We start from the raw sequence: 17,675 nt of genomic DNA on the forward strand, positions 1-17,675 counted from the left end.
TTTAGAAGTGTGATCAGCTGTGGATGCTGAGGCATTATTGTTGCTTCTGGGAATCTGTGATCTGGTAAGGGCCACGGGTTAAGCTTATTTGTGTATTAATATTAGCAAAATTTATCTAAAGCACAAAAGGAAAATGAGCTTAAGCTACCCGGATAAAAAAGGCAATAGCTAAAAAGCCATAACAGCCATCTTTGTGCAGCATTGACTAATCAAAACCTTAATTAACGGCACGTACCAGCAAGCCACCGGGGCAATGATCCACCTGGGGGGCCCGGAGGGGCATACTCCATTATTGCATTTCTTCCTATCAGTCTTTTCGCTTATCTTAATCCGGTGTTTTTTAAAATTACTGTTATGAAAAGACATTTCACGGCTGTTTTCGTATTTGCATTACTGGTGTTATCAGGAGGCGCATGTGGCCAGCAGAAACAAATTCCCAAAGGCACTGTCAAACGGTTAAAGATTCACAGCAAGTTGCTGGAAGGAAATCTCAGTGGCGACAGTCCCGATCGCTATGTATCAGTGTACCTCCCTGCCAGCTATCAGGCCAGTTCAACAAAGCGTTATCCCGTTGTTTACTTCCTTCACGGCTATACCGACGACGATGCGAAGTTTTATGGATTTAAAAAACACTGGATGGTATTGCCCCCCATTTTAGATACTGTTTTTTCCAGTGATGCGAACCATGAAATGATTGTAGTTACACCGGATGCTTACACACTCTTCCAGGGAAGCATGTATTCCAATTCCATCACGACGGGCAACTGGGAAGATTTTGTTGCAAAAGAACTGGTAGCATACATCGACAGTCATTATCGCACCATCGCTCAAAAAGAGAGCCGCGGCCTGTGTGGACATTCTATGGGTGGTTATGGCGCATTACGGATTGGGGAAAAGAATCCCGATGTGTTTTCAACAGTGTACCTGTTAAGCCCCTGCTGCCTGAATTCGTCTCCAATGTCCATCGAGTCCTTGCCACCGAATTTCCTGCGCGCAGATAGTATTAAAACAAAAGAAGAAATACAAAAAGCTGATTTCTTTACAAAAGCCATTCTGGCTTCAGCAGCTGCCTGGTCGCCTAACCCCAGCAATCCACCATTTTATCTTGATCTTCCTGTAAAGAATGGAAAACTGCAGCCTGTTGTTTTACAAAAATGGGATGCCAATAGACCTTTAAACAATCTGGATCAATACATCTTCAATATTAAAAAACTAACCGCCATTGGTTTTGATGCCGGTACGAGGGACGTAGCTATTGCAGAGAGCATAAAAACACTGGATAGTGAGTTCAACAAATATGGCATCAAACATTCCTTTGAAATTTATGAGGGCGATCACATTAACCGCGTTGCCGAAAGGATCGAAAAGAAAATGTTGGGATTCTTCTCTGAGAACTTATCATTTGAACAGCGCAAAAAGAAATGAGGAATAACATTTGCAAATCCTCTTTCAGTGTTTTATTTTTCATTTAATTCCACGGCATGAAATTCCTCACATTAACCACAATTACTTTATTCATGATCGTTTTTGCCTTTGCTCAGGTAAAAGTTGACATGACAGACTATAAAAAGACAAACGGTGCCCTAGTTACTCAGCAGGGACAATTGCTGGAAATCAACTGGCCAGCAGGTAATTCGCTTACAGGCCGGGTAGTGTTTGACTGCTCTCCCTCCCAACCGCTCTTTAAAACCATCTCTCTCGGCCAGCAACAGATTGCTGCAGGAATAGATCCTTCATTTCTAATGAGCGTCGGCCAAAGGGATCTGGTTTCACAGAATGGCTGGAATATATTCTTTGATAAGGTCCCTAACAAGCCACATCAAAGCTATCCGCTGACACTTAAGAAAACATCCGTGTCTGTGAGGACCGAAGGTAGCCGCACGATAGCCAGTATAGGCCCTATTTCCGGAGAAACATTTTCCGGCGTGCTGGAAGTCACGTTTTATAATGGAAGTCCGCTGTTCAATATTGCCGCTGTAATCAGCACAGCGGAACAAGCCAAGGCTATCGTGTTTGACGCTGGCATGGTAAGTACAAAGACAGACTGGCAGCATATTGCATGGATGAACACGGGAGACAGCCTGCTGCAGGCACCGGTTATTGCCAGCGATACTGCACGTAATCGTGCTGTAAAATACCGGGCGATTGCAGCATCCGGGAAACAGGGCACTATGGTGGTCTTTCCTCCTCCACATCAGTATTTCTATCCGCTCGATGAAGCATTCAACCTTAATTTCACCTGGTATGGCAGTCAATACCGGCAGATGGTCAAAGGCTACGGTATAGGCATCCGTCAGGAACTGGAAGGAGACAAGCGCTTTGTGCCATGGTTCAATGCACCTCCCGGTACCAAACAGCGCCTTAATTTCTTTTGCCTGCTTAGTAAGGATAAGGATGCGGCAGCATTTACTGCCTTGAAAGCCTTTACGCATAATGACCGCTATGCCGAATTACCCGGGTTCAAGACAATGTCCAGTCACTTCCATAATGAGTTTGTCATGAAGGTCATGATGGCGGGACAAACAGTACCTCAACATCCTGAGTTCGTAAAAGTGTTCAAAGACCTGGGGGTAAACATTGTACATCTCGCAGAATTCCACTACACCGCCGATCCCCGCGGACCAGATGAAAAACGCCTGCCGCAGCTAAAGGCCCTGTTTGATTTATGTGAAAAGCAGTCAGACAACAAATTCCTATTGCTGCCTGGCGAAGAGCCGAATGAATTTTTCGGCGGTCACTGGCTGGATGTCTTCCCACGTCCAGTGTACTGGGTAATGTCCCGTAAACCCGGCCAAGCCTATGCAGAAGAAAAACCGGGCTATGGAAAAGTGTATCATATCGGTAACAAGGAGGATATGCTGAAATTACTTGAAGACGAACGGGGACTTGCATGGACAGCACATCCGCGGACTAAAGGCTCAGTTAGTACTCCAGACAGCTACAGGCACGAAGCCTTCTTTCTATCCGATCGCTTTATGGGAGCCGCCTGGAAAGCTATGCCGGCAGACCTTTCCCAGCCTCGTCTCGGTAAAAGGGTACTTGATCTCATGGATGACATGAACAACTGGGGTACGAAAAAGACTATCGTCTCTGAAGCTGACCTGTTCACCATTACACAGCATAACGAGATGTATGCGCACATGAACGTCAACTATCTCATGCTCGATAAACTTCCCGCTTACAAAGACAGCTGGCGTCCCGTTCTCGACGCGATGCAACACGGACGATTCTTCTGTAGCACAGGAGAAGTATTAATGCCTTTGCTGAAGATCAACGGCCATATTTCAGGCGATAGCCTGCGTTTGCCGGCCAATGGCATGGCTACTATCGACCTGAAGCTTCAATGGACTTTTCCAATGAATTTTGTTGAGATCATTTCAGGGGATGGTAAACAAGTATACCGCGAAAGAATACCGCTGACTAATACCAATGCATTTGGTGAAAAAAGTTTCCGGTTTCCTGCTAAGCTAAGCGGTAGAAAATGGGTTCGTGTAGAGGCCTGGGATGTTGCGGTCAATGGAGCGTTTAGTCAGACGTTTTGGTTATTGTGATGTCTTATCGTTATAACCAGAACATCTGCGGAATAATATATGATACCGTCATCCATCATGCTTACACCAATATGTGGGTTCTAAATATATAAGCTCGCCAGATGCGCTGCTACGTATGTTACATCCTTTCAAATTGTCTGAGACTTTGAAATAGATGGCTTATGTCCTCTGGCTCAAACATTGACCGTTCATTGTCTAAATGATGTACATCTTCAATTTTATCTATTTTGCTATAGCCTGTTTCTCTCCGTTTTTTATTATAGGCTTCAGTCAGTTTTTTCCAATCTAGATTGGGAAAAGGAGCTATATCGTTCCAATGCTTCAATATGCGTAAAAACGCATGAAACGATCGATACGGCAACAGGTAAACTTCGATTTGTAGATATGAACAGATACGTTGTCTAAAATATTGGTCTTTTGACACAAAGATTTGTACTTCCCGAGAGAAGGTACGGTGCACAATCCAATAGTTCCAAATAACGTCGCCAAGATTGTCAACAGCTAAAAAATAATCATTAACAAAATTGGTCCCGTCTAATTTCAGACGGTAATTCAACCGGGCAACCAAATTCATATAAGCCGTTCTATATTTTACCTGTTGCATTATGGTAAGGGGTTCACATGTCGGAAACCGCTCAAATAATAATTCTTCGATCACTCCTCTTAATGGATGTTCGGCAGTAAATTCATTGTTGATAGTGTTTAACCTATAAAAATTAATCAAAGTATCTTCATCCAGTTTGTCTAACTGGAATAGAAGGGGATATCCCGGATGCCAACTGGTTTTCAAGTTATCAAAATCCTTCTCAAGCCGTTGTACCCGAATTAAATCGAGCTCTCTCGTACATACAATAGGGTAAGTAATTCTCTGCGCTTCCCCATACACGGCCTTGTTGGTAATCGTCCGAAAAACAAAAAAAAGCTGATTGAAAAATACAGCCGCCTTGATAATATCCGCCAGGTACTCAGTTTCATGGCGAAAATGATCAAGCAAGAAATCCTGTACTCCCCCATTTTGCAATCTAACTCTTATCCAACCGTAATGAACATAAGTACGGATAAAACTGCCTTCTAATTCTTTGATAGCATCTTTGAATGCTCGCTGCGAAAATTGTAATTTATATTTTTTCTCATGCAAATTGCAGAATGCCTGCATAGCTTCGCTTAATTCTTCAAGATAAATACTATTCCCCAGGGTAAGAAAAACCAGCAACAAAAATCTAGAAAACGGCTTGATATGTCGTTGGAAGGGTAGCTCCCATAGCCCAGCCGGGTGTTCCAACATATTCAGCAGCTCTTGCGCAAACTCCCCAGGTGTAGTGCTTTTTTGGGGTGGAGTATGTAGATATAAAGATAGTAGCCTGGGGCTATAGTTTTTATGATAAATGATTTGTTGATAAATCTCCGGTTTACCAAACTCCCGAACATATTCTTCCGACAAATTCGAAAAACACAGATGATTATGCAAAATCCTGGCTTTGATCTGAAATGTGTAATAGCGAAGGCCCAGAATACATTTGGACAGGTTGATCGCAGGGCTGTCCAGCAATTCATAACGTAACTGAGTGTCTTTTAAAATATATTCCCTTGTAGTAAAAATTAGTATCTTGTCTTTACTTGTCCTGACTAACTCAATAAATGCTACCAGCCGCTTATCCTCATTGCGCTCTAGCCTTAGCTCTTCTATACTCTGCCCTAAAAAGTCATCATATAAAAACACTTGTTTCACTCCCTCTTTCAACAACTCAAACGCTTCGTCAATAGACTCAGATATATACACAAATTCTTCATATTCGTTATGCGCCAGGTAATAATAAGATAATATACGGGCAAGTGTGGTTTTGCCAATGCCTGGAATGCCGGAAATAATAACATATCGGTTTGTGGAAAGAATTTCACTGGCGGCGCCGAAACCATCATTGGCAACATATACTTTCAGCAGGTCTTTTATTTGTTGCAATTCGAATCTGGACTGATTAACAACCTTACTTTTCACTACTGCTTCCAATACGTGCGTACTGTGCAACCAGAGTTTAAAATGGTTACGTTCTGCCTGCGGATATTTTCTTAACAAGGCATTGAGCTCTCTTTGACCAAGAATATTGGTCTCTGATGTCATCCACTTAGAAAAGATGGCGTAGATCTTTTCCTTTTGCTCTACTGTTAAATCCACACTCGTCACTACATAGTACTGCTGAGGATTTAAGAACTCGATTTTGGCTACCTCATTTTTTAGTGCGGCATATAGGTTCAAAAATTTGCTATATCTTTTACACTGAACAATTGTTGTTCCACTATCAGGATCATTCAAGCGCAGGTCAATTCCCCTGTCGCGTCCTTCCGCAAAGGATTCGAGTCGAACTCCCCATTCAATACTAAGCAAATCTTTCACTAATTCTTCAAACTCAGAATACGAAAGATTTAAAAAATCATATTGGTTAACCATATTATAAAATATTCAATATGCAACAAGCATATCCCTCCTTTGTATCCGGCCATTGTCTCTCCAAACATAATAATTATTCCTTGCGGACAATGAGATCGTTTCTCTAAGTACAGACCTGTAATATGACCTAATAAACATCCAGCGGGCTATCTTTGTCGAAGACTCTGACAGTGCAGCACCAGTTCACCCCTTTTGAGACTTTGGTTCAAATAAACTTAAAAAGTTGCACTTAACTAAAATTTATAACACATGTTTTTGAAAAATATAGACTCTTACGGAACACTTCGAAACCCGCCTACCGGTGACGATACGCCACATGCTCTAAATAATAGCTGATTGCAAGAAAACGAAGAGTTAGAGCTTTTTCACCGATAACCACCTTATCTTTGCAAAAAAAGATCTCCTCTCTCCATTTAGCTTAAACTGTGAACAATGAAGTTGCCCCTGATAATTATCATGTGCTTTTCCCTGAGAGCAGTTGCGCAGCAGCCTTATACTGCCTCATTCATTGCAAAGCTCGGGACAGATACAGTTATCGTCGAGACCTATAATATGATGCACGACCACCTGTACGGGAAAGCTTTTCTACGTTACCCGGAAGACAGGATCGGCGTCTTCAATTTTCACTTTCATCCTGATGGAAGTATTCAACATTATTCTATGTCGTACATGAAGCCGGATAGTAGTTATGTCACCTCATCAGGTACTGAAGGTATGATCTGCGAAAACGATACCTGTACATGGTTTGCAGGATGGGCCGGCCTTGAAAGTGAATATGTCAACAAACGAGCCGTCAGACATATAGACTTTATCGGTGGATGGACGCCCACCTTATCACTTGTCGAATGGAATTGTATGAGGCTAATGCATTCTGGCAAGCAAAATCTTCCCATAACCCTGGTGAACGATTATATAGGAACAAGGGATGTATCCCTTACAAAAGGGAACAATGATACGCTGATATTTGGCGGTCCTTTCCTTGAATATGCAAAAATAAAAGCTACCAATGAAGGAAGGATCATGTCGTATGACGGCATTGGCACTCCATGGAACTATATTGTAAGCAAACATGCTCCCATAGATGTTGATGAAGCGGCAAAAAGAATGTCAAAGACACATAAGATTGGGATACCTTCACCACAGGCGCAAGTGCATTTTTCTTTTGGGAAAGATACTATCAGATTACGTTATGGCCGGCCTTTCAAGCGTGGCAGAGTAATATTTGGAGGCATTGTTCCCTATGATTCAATCTGGCGGACAGGCGCCAATGATCCTACGGAAATAGACCTGCCGTTTGACATTCAATTCGGACAAACTATTGTGCCCAAAGGCAAGTATAGTATATACAGCATTCCGAGGAAGGGCGCCTGGACATTGATATTCAATACTGATCTTCAACAATGGCCGACCGATCCAAACAGGTCAAAAGACCTTGCACTGATCCCGATGAAATGGAGGATTCCCAGGCAACAAACCGACCAGTTCACAATTGATATAGAAGTATTGAATGACGGAGGAGTGATAAAATTTACCTGGGACCAGACAGAAGCATTTGCACCGTTCAGGATAGTAAAGCGCTGAATGCCTTACTTACCCTTCGCCTTCGGCAACTTATCCTTCCAATTCCACCATTTCAGTTTTTCAATTTCATGTTGTTCTTTGGGTGTGTCGGCATAATATACCGCACACCTGAAAACATATAATACACAAGGGTCCTGCACGACCCCTGCAAAGCGATTTGAAAGGTCATAAAGCAATTCCGGATCTTTTCCTTTCAGGTCGGAAACTCTTGTAATACCAATATTCCAAAGGTCGGTAGCCAGCGACTTTCCAACGCCGGGAATCTGAATGAGGTCTTTTATTGCTTCCTGCTTTGTCATTTAACGTTAGCATTATTTAGCTCAAAGGTATCTGATTTGAAAATCAGATTCACTATAACCAGTACGCTCACATCGTTGTGTTGGCTATTGGCCATTACGGGTGAGATGTTCCCCGGCAGGTACCTGGGACGACAAATCTGTCGCCCCAGGAACTCCGGGAGTTAAACCTTACTTGGTTGTATCCTTCTGATGTTTCCACAGCTCCTGGAAAATAGCACTGTGCTCACGCAGGTATTCAAACGTTCCCTCTGCCACAATCTTTCCCTGTCTAAGCACATAAATATAGTCGAACTGGTACAGCAGGTGCAGGCGGTGCATGGAAGAAATGAGTGCCTTGTCTTTGAAAGCAGCAAACATCTTCTGGTAGATCATTGCTTCTGTTTTCGGATCAACACTACTGGTAGGTTCATCCAGCAATACCACTTCACTTTCACGGGCGGCCAGAATACCACGCGCCAGTGCCAATCGTTGTTTCTGTCCTCCGGAGAGGTTTACACCTTTTTCCCGTATATCCGATTCCAGTCCTTTAGGGAGATGATGGATCACATCGGTGAAATGGGCGCTTTCGCTGACTCCCATTATTTCCTCATCTGTAAAAGGGAGACCAAGGGTGATATTATAAGCAATGGTATTCTCAAAGATCTCCGGTTCCTGGGGAAATAGGGTTACGGTTTCATTAATGGTGGCCAATCCAAAGGGCTTCCCGTCCACCTCCAACTGCATGTCTGGTTCGGGAGTAAACAGTCCTCTCAGCAAAGACAGCAAAGTACTTTTACCGCTGCCGCTTTCTCCGATCAGGGCAATCTTTTTCCCCCGGCCAATGGTAAGGTGCAGATTATGCAGGCTTTGCGGAGCATGTTCGCTGTCATATTGGTTACGGTGCGAGAAACTGAGGTTCCTGATCTCAATAGTTTGCCAGTTATCCGGCAAATCGGTCAGCTGATCCGGGCGGTGCTGTTCCTTATAAGCCTTCTCGATATTACGGGCCGTTTCTACATGGGTGTTGAACTGCACGATCTCAGTGTATTGCCAGGCCACGTCATGGAATACGGTAGTAAACTGTGTCACAAAACCCAGCAACGTAATCAATCCCGCTACAGGAAACACCTTACCGGCTTCCCAATGCTGGTATACATACCCTGCGGCAATGGTCACATAAATGAGGGTCACTAACATATCGGCAGCAAACCACTTCCATTCATTGATCACTGCATTTTTTCTGAACGGCCGTGCAATCAGTTGCACTTTACTCAGCAATCCACTCTCCATGCTTTTTTCCAGGCGGAGCGTGATCACGGTCATGATGTTCGACAAGCTGTCGAACAGTGTGGAAGAAACCACGTGCTCCTTCTCATTTACCTCGTCGAGTGTTTTGATGAAAGGCTTATCGAATTTCATGATCACCCAGATAGTGATGAAGCCGAGCAGGATACCGATACCGCCGAATACCGGAGAAAAATACAGCATGGCAACCACCGAAAACACCAATTTGGCAATAGCATGAATATACATGAAGCCTTTGTCAAAAAATTCCTTCAGGGCCTCGAACGCCTTACGGATACGGTTGATAGTGGAACCACTGTGATGGTCCTGGTGCCATTTTATTGGCAGATGCAGTGCCTGGTGATAGCGTTCCATCAGAAAGTTACGGCTGAGATTAAAGGCCAGCTGACGCTCCATGACACGCGCTGGTCCATGGAAGCACCATTCCACGAATTTCAGTCCGAAATAGGTAAGCGCGTATAGAAAAGCGTAATGGAAAACCCGCTGGGTATCCTGCTGGATCTTTCCAATAAACCATCCGAAAAGAATGGGGTTCAGGGAGTAGATGATATTCGCGAGAATGAATAACGTATATACAAGTATGTATCTTTTTCGTTCCTGACGGGCATAATGATATGCTGTTCGCAACAGTGCGATATATGGATTGGACATTTGCTGACTAATAAAAAAGTAAATAAAATCGGATTCGTCCCGGGGAAATTCCAGGAACAATATCAGGTCAGAGCGGGCCACACAGTCAATGTTGTGGGAAAATGCTACTGCTTAGTGTGTGAAGGTCATTAGGAACCTGCCTTTCATTGTTGGTATTTTATGTTGGAATCGCAAAGGTCGGAAAAATATTTGAAATGGATTGCAGGTAGGGAAAATTCCCAACCTCAAGAAAGGTTTCATAGGAAGGAATGGCATCCTGAATTAATCAAGTGCCTTATAATCTTCCCTCACTGGAGTGAAAATATCAAATATCTTACAATCTGTAAGCGCCACACCGCCATGCTCTGCCCAGGAAGGAATAACAGCCACCATCCCTTTGGTGTATACCTTCGTTTCACCATCGACCGTCAATTCAAATTGCCCCTCCTCTACCTGTGTTACCTGCTCATGAACATGCTTGTGCTTGGGAAGCACAGCCCCTTTTTTCACATCCCAGTAGCTCAGTGTCATAGAAGGTGTGTGAATAAATTTCGCAGAAAAGCCGGGTATAATCTCGTGGGCGGTGATGGCATCTAAAGTTATCATGCTTAACGTTCCGTTTTAGTGCCATAAGTTATAAAAATGTGTTGAATTAACCATTAGTTTATTCCTGGCAGAAAGGCACATCGCAGACACCCTCGCCATTCTCTTTATTTCGTGGTCTAACCAAAGCCCTGGCGAAATACAGTGGATATCAAACACTAATAAAACCAAAACCAACTGATTAACAGTAAGTTACCGGAAGGCATAGGTATTGCAATTCTCCGTCTGCTCATTAACGTTAAAACACTACCGCAGCATGTAGACAGCTATTGTTATATCTCTAAGAAATAGAAAAACAGAACAAATAATCTTTAAAAATCAAACGATGAACAGCCAAGAATTAATTGAGTTAACAAAGGATCTTATTTATCATGCCACACATTTCGATGTGCCCTACGTTAAGGAAATTTATGCAGATAAATTTCTGATAGCTAATGTTGATAAGGATGGCGGAGTGGAAACCTTGAACAAGGAACAGCTCGTCGCTTTTGTTCAGGGAAACAAGAACGCGAATATTGCACCGCTTTCCACAAAGACCGAATTTCATTACGCCATATGCGATGAAAATATGGGCATGGTGGTGATTACCCGCGAACTGGAACTTAATGGAAAACCGAGTAGAAAATTCTTAACTGTCATCTGGGAAAATATATCCGGAAAATGGCAGGTGGTTAAGGAATCATCTATTGTACGCGACTAAGGAAATCAGTCAACAGAACAAGTCTACAATTGTCAGGCTTGTTCTGTTACTTCATTTTAAATGACGCCGCCCGTTCCCTCCCAAAAGAAGCCAGTATAAGATTTTGTATCCGCTTGTAACCTTTTCGAAATAATGTACTCTATTAGGGAAACAAGTTGTATGCTTTATTTAATCATTTCAATTTTCGCTATTGCCGCTATTGTCGGCCTCGTTATTCTAAAAAACTGGCTCACGTCGGCCAAAACCTCCCGGACTGTCGTTTATACGCATGGTGCTTTTGCTGCCATTGCCCTGGTATTGCTGCTGGTACAGGTACTGCAAAATCCCACCAGTCATTTGCGGACCAGCCTCACGTTATTTGTTATAGCGGCCATTGGTGGCTTTTACATGTTTTTCCGGGATCTGAAAGGCAAATTCAGCCCCATCTGGCTGGCCGTTATCCATGCATTGCTCGCGGTATCAGGATTTATCATTTTGCTGTTAACTATTATTTAAATACCTCCATATGAAGTTGTTTGGCCATCCGGTACATCCGCTGCTCATCCATTTTCCAACGGCTTTGCTACCGATGGATCTGGGCCTCACTATACTGCACTATACCACGGGCAATTTCACCTACTACCAGGCAGGTGCATATTGCCTGTGGACAGGTGCTTTGCTGGGCCTGCTGGCTGTGATCGCCGGTATAATAGACATGACAGCAATTCCACGCACTAATAAGAAAGCAATAACACTGGCCCTATACCATGGATTCTTAAATGGCCTGCTACTGCTTATCTTTGCTATTATTGCCTGGAAATCCTGGCAGGCCTTTCCCACTCCCTTCCTGGCAGGGAAAGTCGGTGTGGTTGTAAAAGGTATTTTGGTAATAGCTCTTTTTGCCGGAAATTATATGGGAGGAAAATTGATTTACAGGCACCACGTTGGTATAAACCTTAATGAAGAGTAAATGGAGACATTACAGCATAAAATCAGCTACGCTTCTGATGAGACCATCATTAAAAAAATACTCGATGGTGAGATAGTGCTTTTTGAGATATTGATACGCCGTTACAACGCGCTGCTTTATAAGATCGCCCGTTCTTATGGTTTCAATCACGAGGACGCGGAAGACCTGATGCAGGAGTCTCATTTTTCCGCATACAAATCCCTTGGCAGTTTCCGTGCAGAGGCATCTTATAAAACCTGGCTTACTAAAATTCACATGAATGGATGCTATCATAAATTAGATCAGCGTTCAGTTCAGTATGAAGAAGCAACGGATGAAATAATTAATCACCATACGGCTGTAACACCCACTATTGCCGAAAATCAACAAACCGAGCAAATGGTTATGAATAAGGAACTGGGAAGGGTATTGGAAGAAAGCCTGCAGCAAATTCCGCTTGCTTACCGCACCGTGTTTGTGCTTAGAGAAATAGAGGGATTCAGCGTGGCTGAAACTGCCGATCTGCTGGGTATTACACCTGTGAACGTAAAAGTAAGGTTAAACCGCGCAAAGGCGATGCTGCAAAAACAACTGGAGAAATTTTATTCAGCGGCGGATCTTTATGAGTTCCATCTTATGTACTGCGATAAAATTGTCAAAAATGTGTTTGCGAAAATTGCAGGTGAAGCCAATGAAGACCACCCGTAATCACCACAAACCGCAGCTGCCATAACATGCGGCGCCAACATGTACCAGGAAACATAAAATCCCCACCTATAAAGATGAAAAAAATCACCCTGCTAACATTTCTCATCCTTGCCTGTGCTATCGCAAAATCGCAACAGGCACCTGCTCTGATCAACAGGTTCAAGTTACTAATTACCAATGAAAGCAATGAAATGCTTCTGGTCAAATGGAAAGGCAACTGGGAGGTTCCAGGTGCCGCATATGGCGATAGTACTGTAGTTAAGCCTATTAATGAATTCCTTAACGATCTTGCCACCGGACTCGGAATCAAAATCAAACAGCCGAAACTGGCGGGGGTATTCACCTACTATATGAATGACCGGCAGTATCCGATGATCTTCAGCTATTACACTGCGAAATCGGACAAAGGACAACTTAAGCCGGGGCCGGGTATAGAAGAAGTAAAATGGTTCCCGGTATCAGAAGGTTTAAAAATAGTTCCATATCCCAATTCTGTCGCAATCATCAGGCAGGTGCTCTCTTCACCAAAAACAATATGGGGCGGAGCCTTCAGAGTATATCCCTCACAGGGCTGGAAATATGAAATCATATCAGATTTTTATAAAATGAATTGACTTACGGAGTCCCATTATACCATACATAACATTTGTTGCCCGCCATCCTTTTGCAAGGAATCTGCTATCTATATCTATGTATATAGTTGATATGACGTCGCATTTACCCCTGTACATTGTCCATTTCAAACACGGCCTGCTGTTAGACAGCTCCTTAATTTTACGCATGTAAAACGCTACATACAGGCGGTATTAACAAACAGAAAATGAATTATCATGAAAATCATTATTTATCTGGCATCATCGGTCAATGGCAGGATTTCTAATAACAGGAACGTTCCGGACTGGCTTTCGCAGGAATATGGACGAGGGTTTATGGAAATCTGTCAAAAAACAGGAGCTGTTATCATGGGAAAAACGACCTATAATATATTGGCCCCCGACTACCTACCACTTCAAAATGAAGGCACTATGGTGGTACTTACTCACGATACTACCGCCACTCCTGCAAGACCCAACGTGGTATTTACCGATAAAAGCGCAAAGGACATTGTTGCCCTCCTTGAATCAAAAGGACATCAGGAAGCGGTGATCATCGGAGGTACGGCTACCGTAAGTGAATTCATAAAGGCAGGAATAGTTACTGAGATCATCCTGGTAGTTGAGCCGGTACTGTTTGGTATGGGATTGCCAATGTTAGATGATGTAGATGTAGAATACAAAATGCACTTATCAGAAATAAAGAAACTGAATGATCATACAGTTCAGCTGCATTACCAGGTATAATAGCTTTTCTGTGTTTGTAGATTACCAGAACCGAAGCAAGCGTCAGTTGCTCATCAGAAGGCACAACAGTAACCGTTAAATGATAAACAACGTATTTTACCTTGACATTCAGTATTAAAAGCTATATGTTTGTACATACAATCGATATTAATGTACAAACATATCTATAGCCTGATAGTCATAGTCTTCCTTTGTTCCTGCGCAAGCCAACGGGAAAACCTGCTCCAATATACAGATCCCGGCATTGGGACTGCACACAGCCGCTGGTTCTTTTATACACCAGCTGCGCTACCACATGGCATGGCGAAATTAGCCCCGTCTACAAACGGGCATTACGGCAATCCCAGTGGCTGGGAGGCCGTTGGCTATGATACAAGACACAGATCAATTGAAGGATTTGCGCATTTCCATGAATGGCAGGTTGGCGGTGTTGTGGTGATGCCGGCAACAGGTCCGCGGATATTGAGTCCAGGGAGCCTGGAAGATGCCGAAAAAGGGCTTAAAAACGGTTATCGCTCACTGTTCGAACACAAAAATGAAGTTGCCCGGCCGGGATATTACAAAGTAAAACTTGATGATTATAATATTACCGCCGAGCTTACAGCAACCAGCCGGGTTGGTTTCCACCGATATACCTTTCCCGCCGGTTCTGATTCCAGGATCATACTCGATATTGGTAACAAGCAGGGGGAAAGCGGCGAGGTACTGGATGCTGCGGTACGCATGACTGACGAAACGCATTTTGAAGGGTTTGTAATCACCTACCCCGCATACATCAAAAAATATGATCCACAGGGTAGCATATCAATGTACTTTTACGGTGAGATCAGCAAGAAGCCTACATCTGTAGGCGCTTTCAATGCCAGCGAAGTAAAAGAACATACCACTGAAAGTAAAGGCAAAGGCGCCGGCCTTTTTCTCGAATTCCCTACCGCAAATCAGGAAACCGTCGAACTGAAAATAGGACTCTCGTATACATCTACACTCAATGCAAAGAAAAACCTGGAAGCCGAAGCGGCAGGACTTGATTTCAACAAAGCAAAAAAGATTGCCCAGCAAGTCTGGCAGCGTGAACTAGGCAAGCTTTATGTAAGTAGTCCGAATACAAAAGATAAAACGAAGTTCTATACGGGCCTGTATCATGCACTTCTTGGCCGCGGTATTATTAACGATTTCGGCCAACCCAATCTCTACAACACTGATGCAATCTGGGGTGCATTCTGGAATCTGACCCAGCTATGGGCGCTCGCCTATCCTGAACATTACAATGACTATGTCCGTTCGCAGATGGATATCTATCAGAAACGGGGCTGGTTTGCCGATGGTGTCTCCAACGGACATTTCACCTCGGGCGTCGGTACCAATTTCGTGGGACTGGCAATAGCTGCCGCCTATCAATGCGGTATCCGCGACTACGACGCCGAATTAGCCTACAAAGCTATCAGAGCGAATGAAACTTCAGGCACCAACAGACCCGTAGGAGCCGGCAAACTCGATGTCGAAGCCTTCAACAAGTATGGCTACTCCCCTTTTCTTGAAGAAGATAAAACAGATTCCACCGGATCGCGGTTCTCTGCATCGCATACGCTTGAATACAGTTACAGCGCATTCGCCACTGCCCAGATGGCTAAGGCACTGGGCAAACAGGCTGACTATGATTACTTCATTGACAAATCCAAGGGGTGGCAGATGCTCTTTAATCCCGCATCGAAGCTGATACAGCCTAAAACAGCGGACGGCAGGTTCATCGACAAGTTTGACCCTCTTGAACCCTGGCGGGGGTTCCAGGAAGGAAACGCTGTACAATACACTTTTTATGTACCACAAAATCCTGCCGATCTTATTGCTGCAATAGGCAGAGAAGAGTTCAACGCAAGGCTCGACAACATCTTCAACACCGCCCAACAAAACAGTTTTGGAGGAGGAAAAACGATCGATGCATTCGCAGGTATCAAAGCAAATTACAACCATGGCAATCAACCAAACCTGCATGTCAGCTGGTTATTTAACTTCTCCGGAAAGCCCTGGCTCACACAAAAATGGACACGCGCTATCTGCGATGAGTTTTACGGAACAGAAAGCATCCACGGTTATGGTTACGGACAAGACGAAGATCAGGGCCAGCTCGGCTCATGGTATGTAATGGCAACATTAGGCTTGTTTGACGTCAAAGGGCTTACCGACCTGCGACCGGTTATCCAGCTGGGCAGCCCTATGTTTGACCGGGCAGACATCAAATTAGGCAATGGCAAGACACTCAGCATCGTTACACAAAACAACAGCAAGGAAAATGTTTATGTACAGGAAGCCAGCTTTAATGGCAAGCCGCTTAATAATGCATGGCTGTACCGCGAGGAACTGATGAAAGGCGGCAAGTTGATTATGAAAATGGGGAATGTACCGAATGAAAAATGGGGAAGCGGGATGCCTCCTCCTTCGGTACAATGATTATCTTTACGTCGAAAGCAGTATTATTAATACTGCTACCGTGAACCTTCCAAAACACCATTAACATGATACAGAACGGGCAAGTAAAACTTAGAAAAACCATGGAAAGCGATTTAGAATCTTTGTTTCAATTTCAGCTCGACAGGGATGCTATTTACTTAGCCGCATTTACGCCTAAAGACCCTACGGACAAAAAAGCATATTTTGAAAAATTCACAAAATTGCTGAATGACCCAACAATAAACATGCGGACAATTCTGGTTGATGAAACCATCGCTGGTAGCATTGCGAAATTTGAAATAGAAGGAGACGCAGAAATTACATATTGGATAGACAAAAGCTTTTGGGGAAAAGGAATTGCTACGACAGCACTTAAGAACTTTCTAACCATTGAAAGCACAAGACCTATTTTTGGCCGTGTTGCGTTTGACAATTTAGGCTCGCAGAAAGTTTTGGAAAAATGTGGTTTTATAAAAATCGGCAAGGATAAAGGCTTTGCAAATGCAAGACAGGCAGAAATAGAAGAATTTATTTACAAGCTGATATAGAAATAACAAAACAACGAACTGCTTTGTCCGTACCTGCTCCATCCCCATTACACCACCTGTTTTCCCTTCGCTACTCCTGGAGCAGGAACATGCATGGTGGCGGGATTTCAATGGATTTTACTTTTCTCTGACCACAGATTGTTTATGATACCTATCAGGCTATATCATTGCTGATGGCAATTGGGGCAGGTGGTTTGCTCCAGAGACGTCAGACAAACATCTCCTTTAGGTCTGGGCTGACTGAGATTAGCAATTTTGATCTTCACTAGCTGGAGCTTTTTTGGAGTTGTTTTCTTTTTCATGGTGATGATGTTTAATGAATACTCCCCTCCTGTCTTTAGCTTGAGAGCAATGCCATGGAGTGGTTGTTCAGCATATAAACGAAGCTGAAATATTTCAGTGTGTTTATTACAGGTGATGTGATCGATACCCAGGCTAACAGCAAATTCCTTTATCGGGTTAAGCATTTAGATGATTAACAGGAATAATCATTGTTACTAATGTAGTTAAATTTTTCAATGTTGAAGATAGTACTGACGGAAGAAAAATCTGTTCAGTTATCGAACTGGCTTTTGAGCATTCGATTGCTTATTACACGTTAATAATATT

Annotated in this window: 16 protein-coding genes; 11 read left to right on the forward strand and 5 right to left on the reverse strand. The window is 43.4% G+C overall.

Annotated elements, in window-relative coordinates; genetic code table 11:
- Positions 1 to 354: 354 nt before the first annotated feature.
- Both BLR32_RS08640 and BLR32_RS08645 read left to right on the forward strand, forming a co-directional pair.
- A complete protein-coding gene (locus BLR32_RS08640; protein ID WP_089830657.1) occupies positions 355 to 1,425 on the forward strand; it encodes an alpha/beta hydrolase in 1,071 nt (356 codons plus the stop codon).
- Between the two features lie 56 nt (positions 1,426 to 1,481).
- Complete coding sequence (locus tag BLR32_RS08645; protein WP_089830659.1) at positions 1,482 to 3,551, forward strand: CehA/McbA family metallohydrolase domain-containing protein; 2,070 nt, start codon at positions 1,482 to 1,484, stop codon at positions 3,549 to 3,551.
- Between the two features lie 118 nt (positions 3,552 to 3,669).
- Here BLR32_RS08645 and BLR32_RS08650 read toward each other — a convergent pair whose 3' ends face one another.
- Positions 3,670 to 5,997 carry an nSTAND3 domain-containing NTPase gene (locus tag BLR32_RS08650; protein WP_089830661.1) on the reverse strand — a complete coding sequence of 776 codons (2,328 nt, stop codon included), beginning with the start codon at positions 5,995 to 5,997 and terminating at the stop codon, positions 3,670 to 3,672.
- A 432-nt stretch (positions 5,998 to 6,429) separates the two neighbouring features.
- Between BLR32_RS08650 and BLR32_RS08655 the strand changes: the two genes are divergently transcribed.
- Complete coding sequence (locus BLR32_RS08655; protein ID WP_089830662.1) at positions 6,430 to 7,578, forward strand: DUF2911 domain-containing protein; 1,149 nt, start codon at positions 6,430 to 6,432, stop codon at positions 7,576 to 7,578.
- A 5-nt stretch (positions 7,579 to 7,583) separates the two neighbouring features.
- On the opposite strand, the gene BLR32_RS08660 is transcribed toward BLR32_RS08655, so the two are convergent.
- From BLR32_RS08660 to BLR32_RS08670, 3 genes are all read right to left on the reverse strand, one after another.
- Positions 7,584 to 7,877: a helix-hairpin-helix domain-containing protein gene (locus BLR32_RS08660; protein WP_089830664.1), complete on the reverse strand. Its 294-nt coding sequence runs from the start codon at positions 7,875 to 7,877 to the stop codon at positions 7,584 to 7,586.
- A gap of 168 nt (positions 7,878 to 8,045) precedes the next feature.
- On the reverse strand, positions 8,046 to 9,812 hold the full coding sequence (locus BLR32_RS08665) for an ABC transporter ATP-binding protein (protein ID WP_089830666.1): 1,767 nt from the start codon (positions 9,810 to 9,812) through the stop codon (positions 8,046 to 8,048).
- A 261-nt stretch (positions 9,813 to 10,073) separates the two neighbouring features.
- On the reverse strand, positions 10,074 to 10,397 hold the full coding sequence (locus tag BLR32_RS08670) for a cupin domain-containing protein (protein WP_089830668.1): 324 nt from the start codon (positions 10,395 to 10,397) through the stop codon (positions 10,074 to 10,076).
- Positions 10,398 to 10,719: 322 nt separating this feature from the next.
- Between BLR32_RS08670 and BLR32_RS08675 the strand changes: the two genes are divergently transcribed.
- The 8 genes from BLR32_RS08675 to BLR32_RS08710 all read left to right on the forward strand — a co-directional run bounded on the left by BLR32_RS08675 (position 10,720) and on the right by BLR32_RS08710 (position 17,066).
- Positions 10,720 to 11,094, forward strand: coding sequence for a hypothetical protein (locus BLR32_RS08675; RefSeq protein ID WP_089830670.1), 375 nt, complete (start codon positions 10,720 to 10,722; stop codon positions 11,092 to 11,094).
- Between the two features lie 159 nt (positions 11,095 to 11,253).
- The gene (locus BLR32_RS08680) at positions 11,254 to 11,589 is read left to right on the forward strand and encodes a hypothetical protein (RefSeq protein ID WP_089830673.1); all 336 of its coding nucleotides are present in this window, start codon (positions 11,254 to 11,256) and stop codon (positions 11,587 to 11,589) included.
- A 10-nt stretch (positions 11,590 to 11,599) separates the two neighbouring features.
- On the forward strand, positions 11,600 to 12,043 hold the full coding sequence (locus BLR32_RS08685) for a DUF2231 domain-containing protein (RefSeq protein WP_089830676.1): 444 nt from the start codon (positions 11,600 to 11,602) through the stop codon (positions 12,041 to 12,043).
- Positions 12,044 to 12,730: a sigma-70 family RNA polymerase sigma factor gene (locus tag BLR32_RS08690; RefSeq protein WP_089830677.1), complete on the forward strand. Its 687-nt coding sequence runs from the start codon at positions 12,044 to 12,046 to the stop codon at positions 12,728 to 12,730.
- 74 nt (positions 12,731 to 12,804) lie between these two features.
- Positions 12,805 to 13,344: an NUDIX hydrolase gene (locus tag BLR32_RS08695; protein WP_089830679.1), complete on the forward strand. Its 540-nt coding sequence runs from the start codon at positions 12,805 to 12,807 to the stop codon at positions 13,342 to 13,344.
- 216 nt (positions 13,345 to 13,560) lie between these two features.
- Entirely contained in the window at positions 13,561 to 14,070 is a 510-nt protein-coding gene (locus tag BLR32_RS08700; protein ID WP_089830681.1) for a dihydrofolate reductase family protein, read from the forward strand.
- 150 nt (positions 14,071 to 14,220) lie between these two features.
- A complete protein-coding gene (locus tag BLR32_RS08705; RefSeq protein WP_089830683.1) occupies positions 14,221 to 16,518 on the forward strand; it encodes a GH92 family glycosyl hydrolase in 2,298 nt (765 codons plus the stop codon).
- A gap of 65 nt (positions 16,519 to 16,583) precedes the next feature.
- Complete coding sequence (locus tag BLR32_RS08710; RefSeq protein WP_089830685.1) at positions 16,584 to 17,066, forward strand: GNAT family N-acetyltransferase; 483 nt, start codon at positions 16,584 to 16,586, stop codon at positions 17,064 to 17,066.
- A gap of 164 nt (positions 17,067 to 17,230) precedes the next feature.
- On the opposite strand, the gene BLR32_RS08715 is transcribed toward BLR32_RS08710, so the two are convergent.
- A complete protein-coding gene (locus BLR32_RS08715; protein WP_089830687.1) occupies positions 17,231 to 17,533 on the reverse strand; it encodes a hypothetical protein in 303 nt (100 codons plus the stop codon).
- Between the last annotated feature and the right edge of the window lie 142 nt (positions 17,534 to 17,675).

This window comes from Chitinophaga filiformis (genome assembly GCF_900102545.1).
GTDB classification, from domain to species: Bacteria; Bacteroidota; Bacteroidia; order Chitinophagales; family Chitinophagaceae; genus Chitinophaga; species Chitinophaga filiformis.

Bases quoted from the DNA above. Each gene is read 5' to 3' on its own strand.
- BLR32_RS08640 (WP_089830657.1), top strand. From the start codon at position 355: ATGAAAAGACATTTCACGGCTGTTTTCGTATTTGCATTACTGGTGTTA.
- BLR32_RS08645 (WP_089830659.1), top strand. From the start codon at position 1,482: ATGAAATTCCTCACATTAACCACAATTACTTTATTCATGATCGTTTTT.
- BLR32_RS08650 (WP_089830661.1), bottom strand. From the start codon at position 5,997: ATGGTTAACCAATATGATTTTTTAAATCTTTCGTATTCTGAGTTTGAA.
- BLR32_RS08655 (WP_089830662.1), top strand. From the start codon at position 6,430: ATGAAGTTGCCCCTGATAATTATCATGTGCTTTTCCCTGAGAGCAGTT.
- BLR32_RS08660 (WP_089830664.1), bottom strand. From the start codon at position 7,877: ATGACAAAGCAGGAAGCAATAAAAGACCTCATTCAGATTCCCGGCGTT.
- BLR32_RS08665 (WP_089830666.1), bottom strand. From the start codon at position 9,812: ATGTCCAATCCATATATCGCACTGTTGCGAACAGCATATCATTATGCC.
- BLR32_RS08670 (WP_089830668.1), bottom strand. From the start codon at position 10,397: ATGATAACTTTAGATGCCATCACCGCCCACGAGATTATACCCGGCTTT.
- BLR32_RS08675 (WP_089830670.1), top strand. From the start codon at position 10,720: ATGAACAGCCAAGAATTAATTGAGTTAACAAAGGATCTTATTTATCAT.
- BLR32_RS08680 (WP_089830673.1), top strand. From the start codon at position 11,254: ATGCTTTATTTAATCATTTCAATTTTCGCTATTGCCGCTATTGTCGGC.
- BLR32_RS08685 (WP_089830676.1), top strand. From the start codon at position 11,600: ATGAAGTTGTTTGGCCATCCGGTACATCCGCTGCTCATCCATTTTCCA.
- BLR32_RS08690 (WP_089830677.1), top strand. From the start codon at position 12,044: ATGGAGACATTACAGCATAAAATCAGCTACGCTTCTGATGAGACCATC.
- BLR32_RS08695 (WP_089830679.1), top strand. From the start codon at position 12,805: ATGAAAAAAATCACCCTGCTAACATTTCTCATCCTTGCCTGTGCTATC.
- BLR32_RS08700 (WP_089830681.1), top strand. From the start codon at position 13,561: ATGAAAATCATTATTTATCTGGCATCATCGGTCAATGGCAGGATTTCT.
- BLR32_RS08705 (WP_089830683.1), top strand. From the start codon at position 14,221: ATGTACAAACATATCTATAGCCTGATAGTCATAGTCTTCCTTTGTTCC.
- BLR32_RS08710 (WP_089830685.1), top strand. From the start codon at position 16,584: ATGATACAGAACGGGCAAGTAAAACTTAGAAAAACCATGGAAAGCGAT.
- BLR32_RS08715 (WP_089830687.1), bottom strand. From the start codon at position 17,533: ATGCTTAACCCGATAAAGGAATTTGCTGTTAGCCTGGGTATCGATCAC.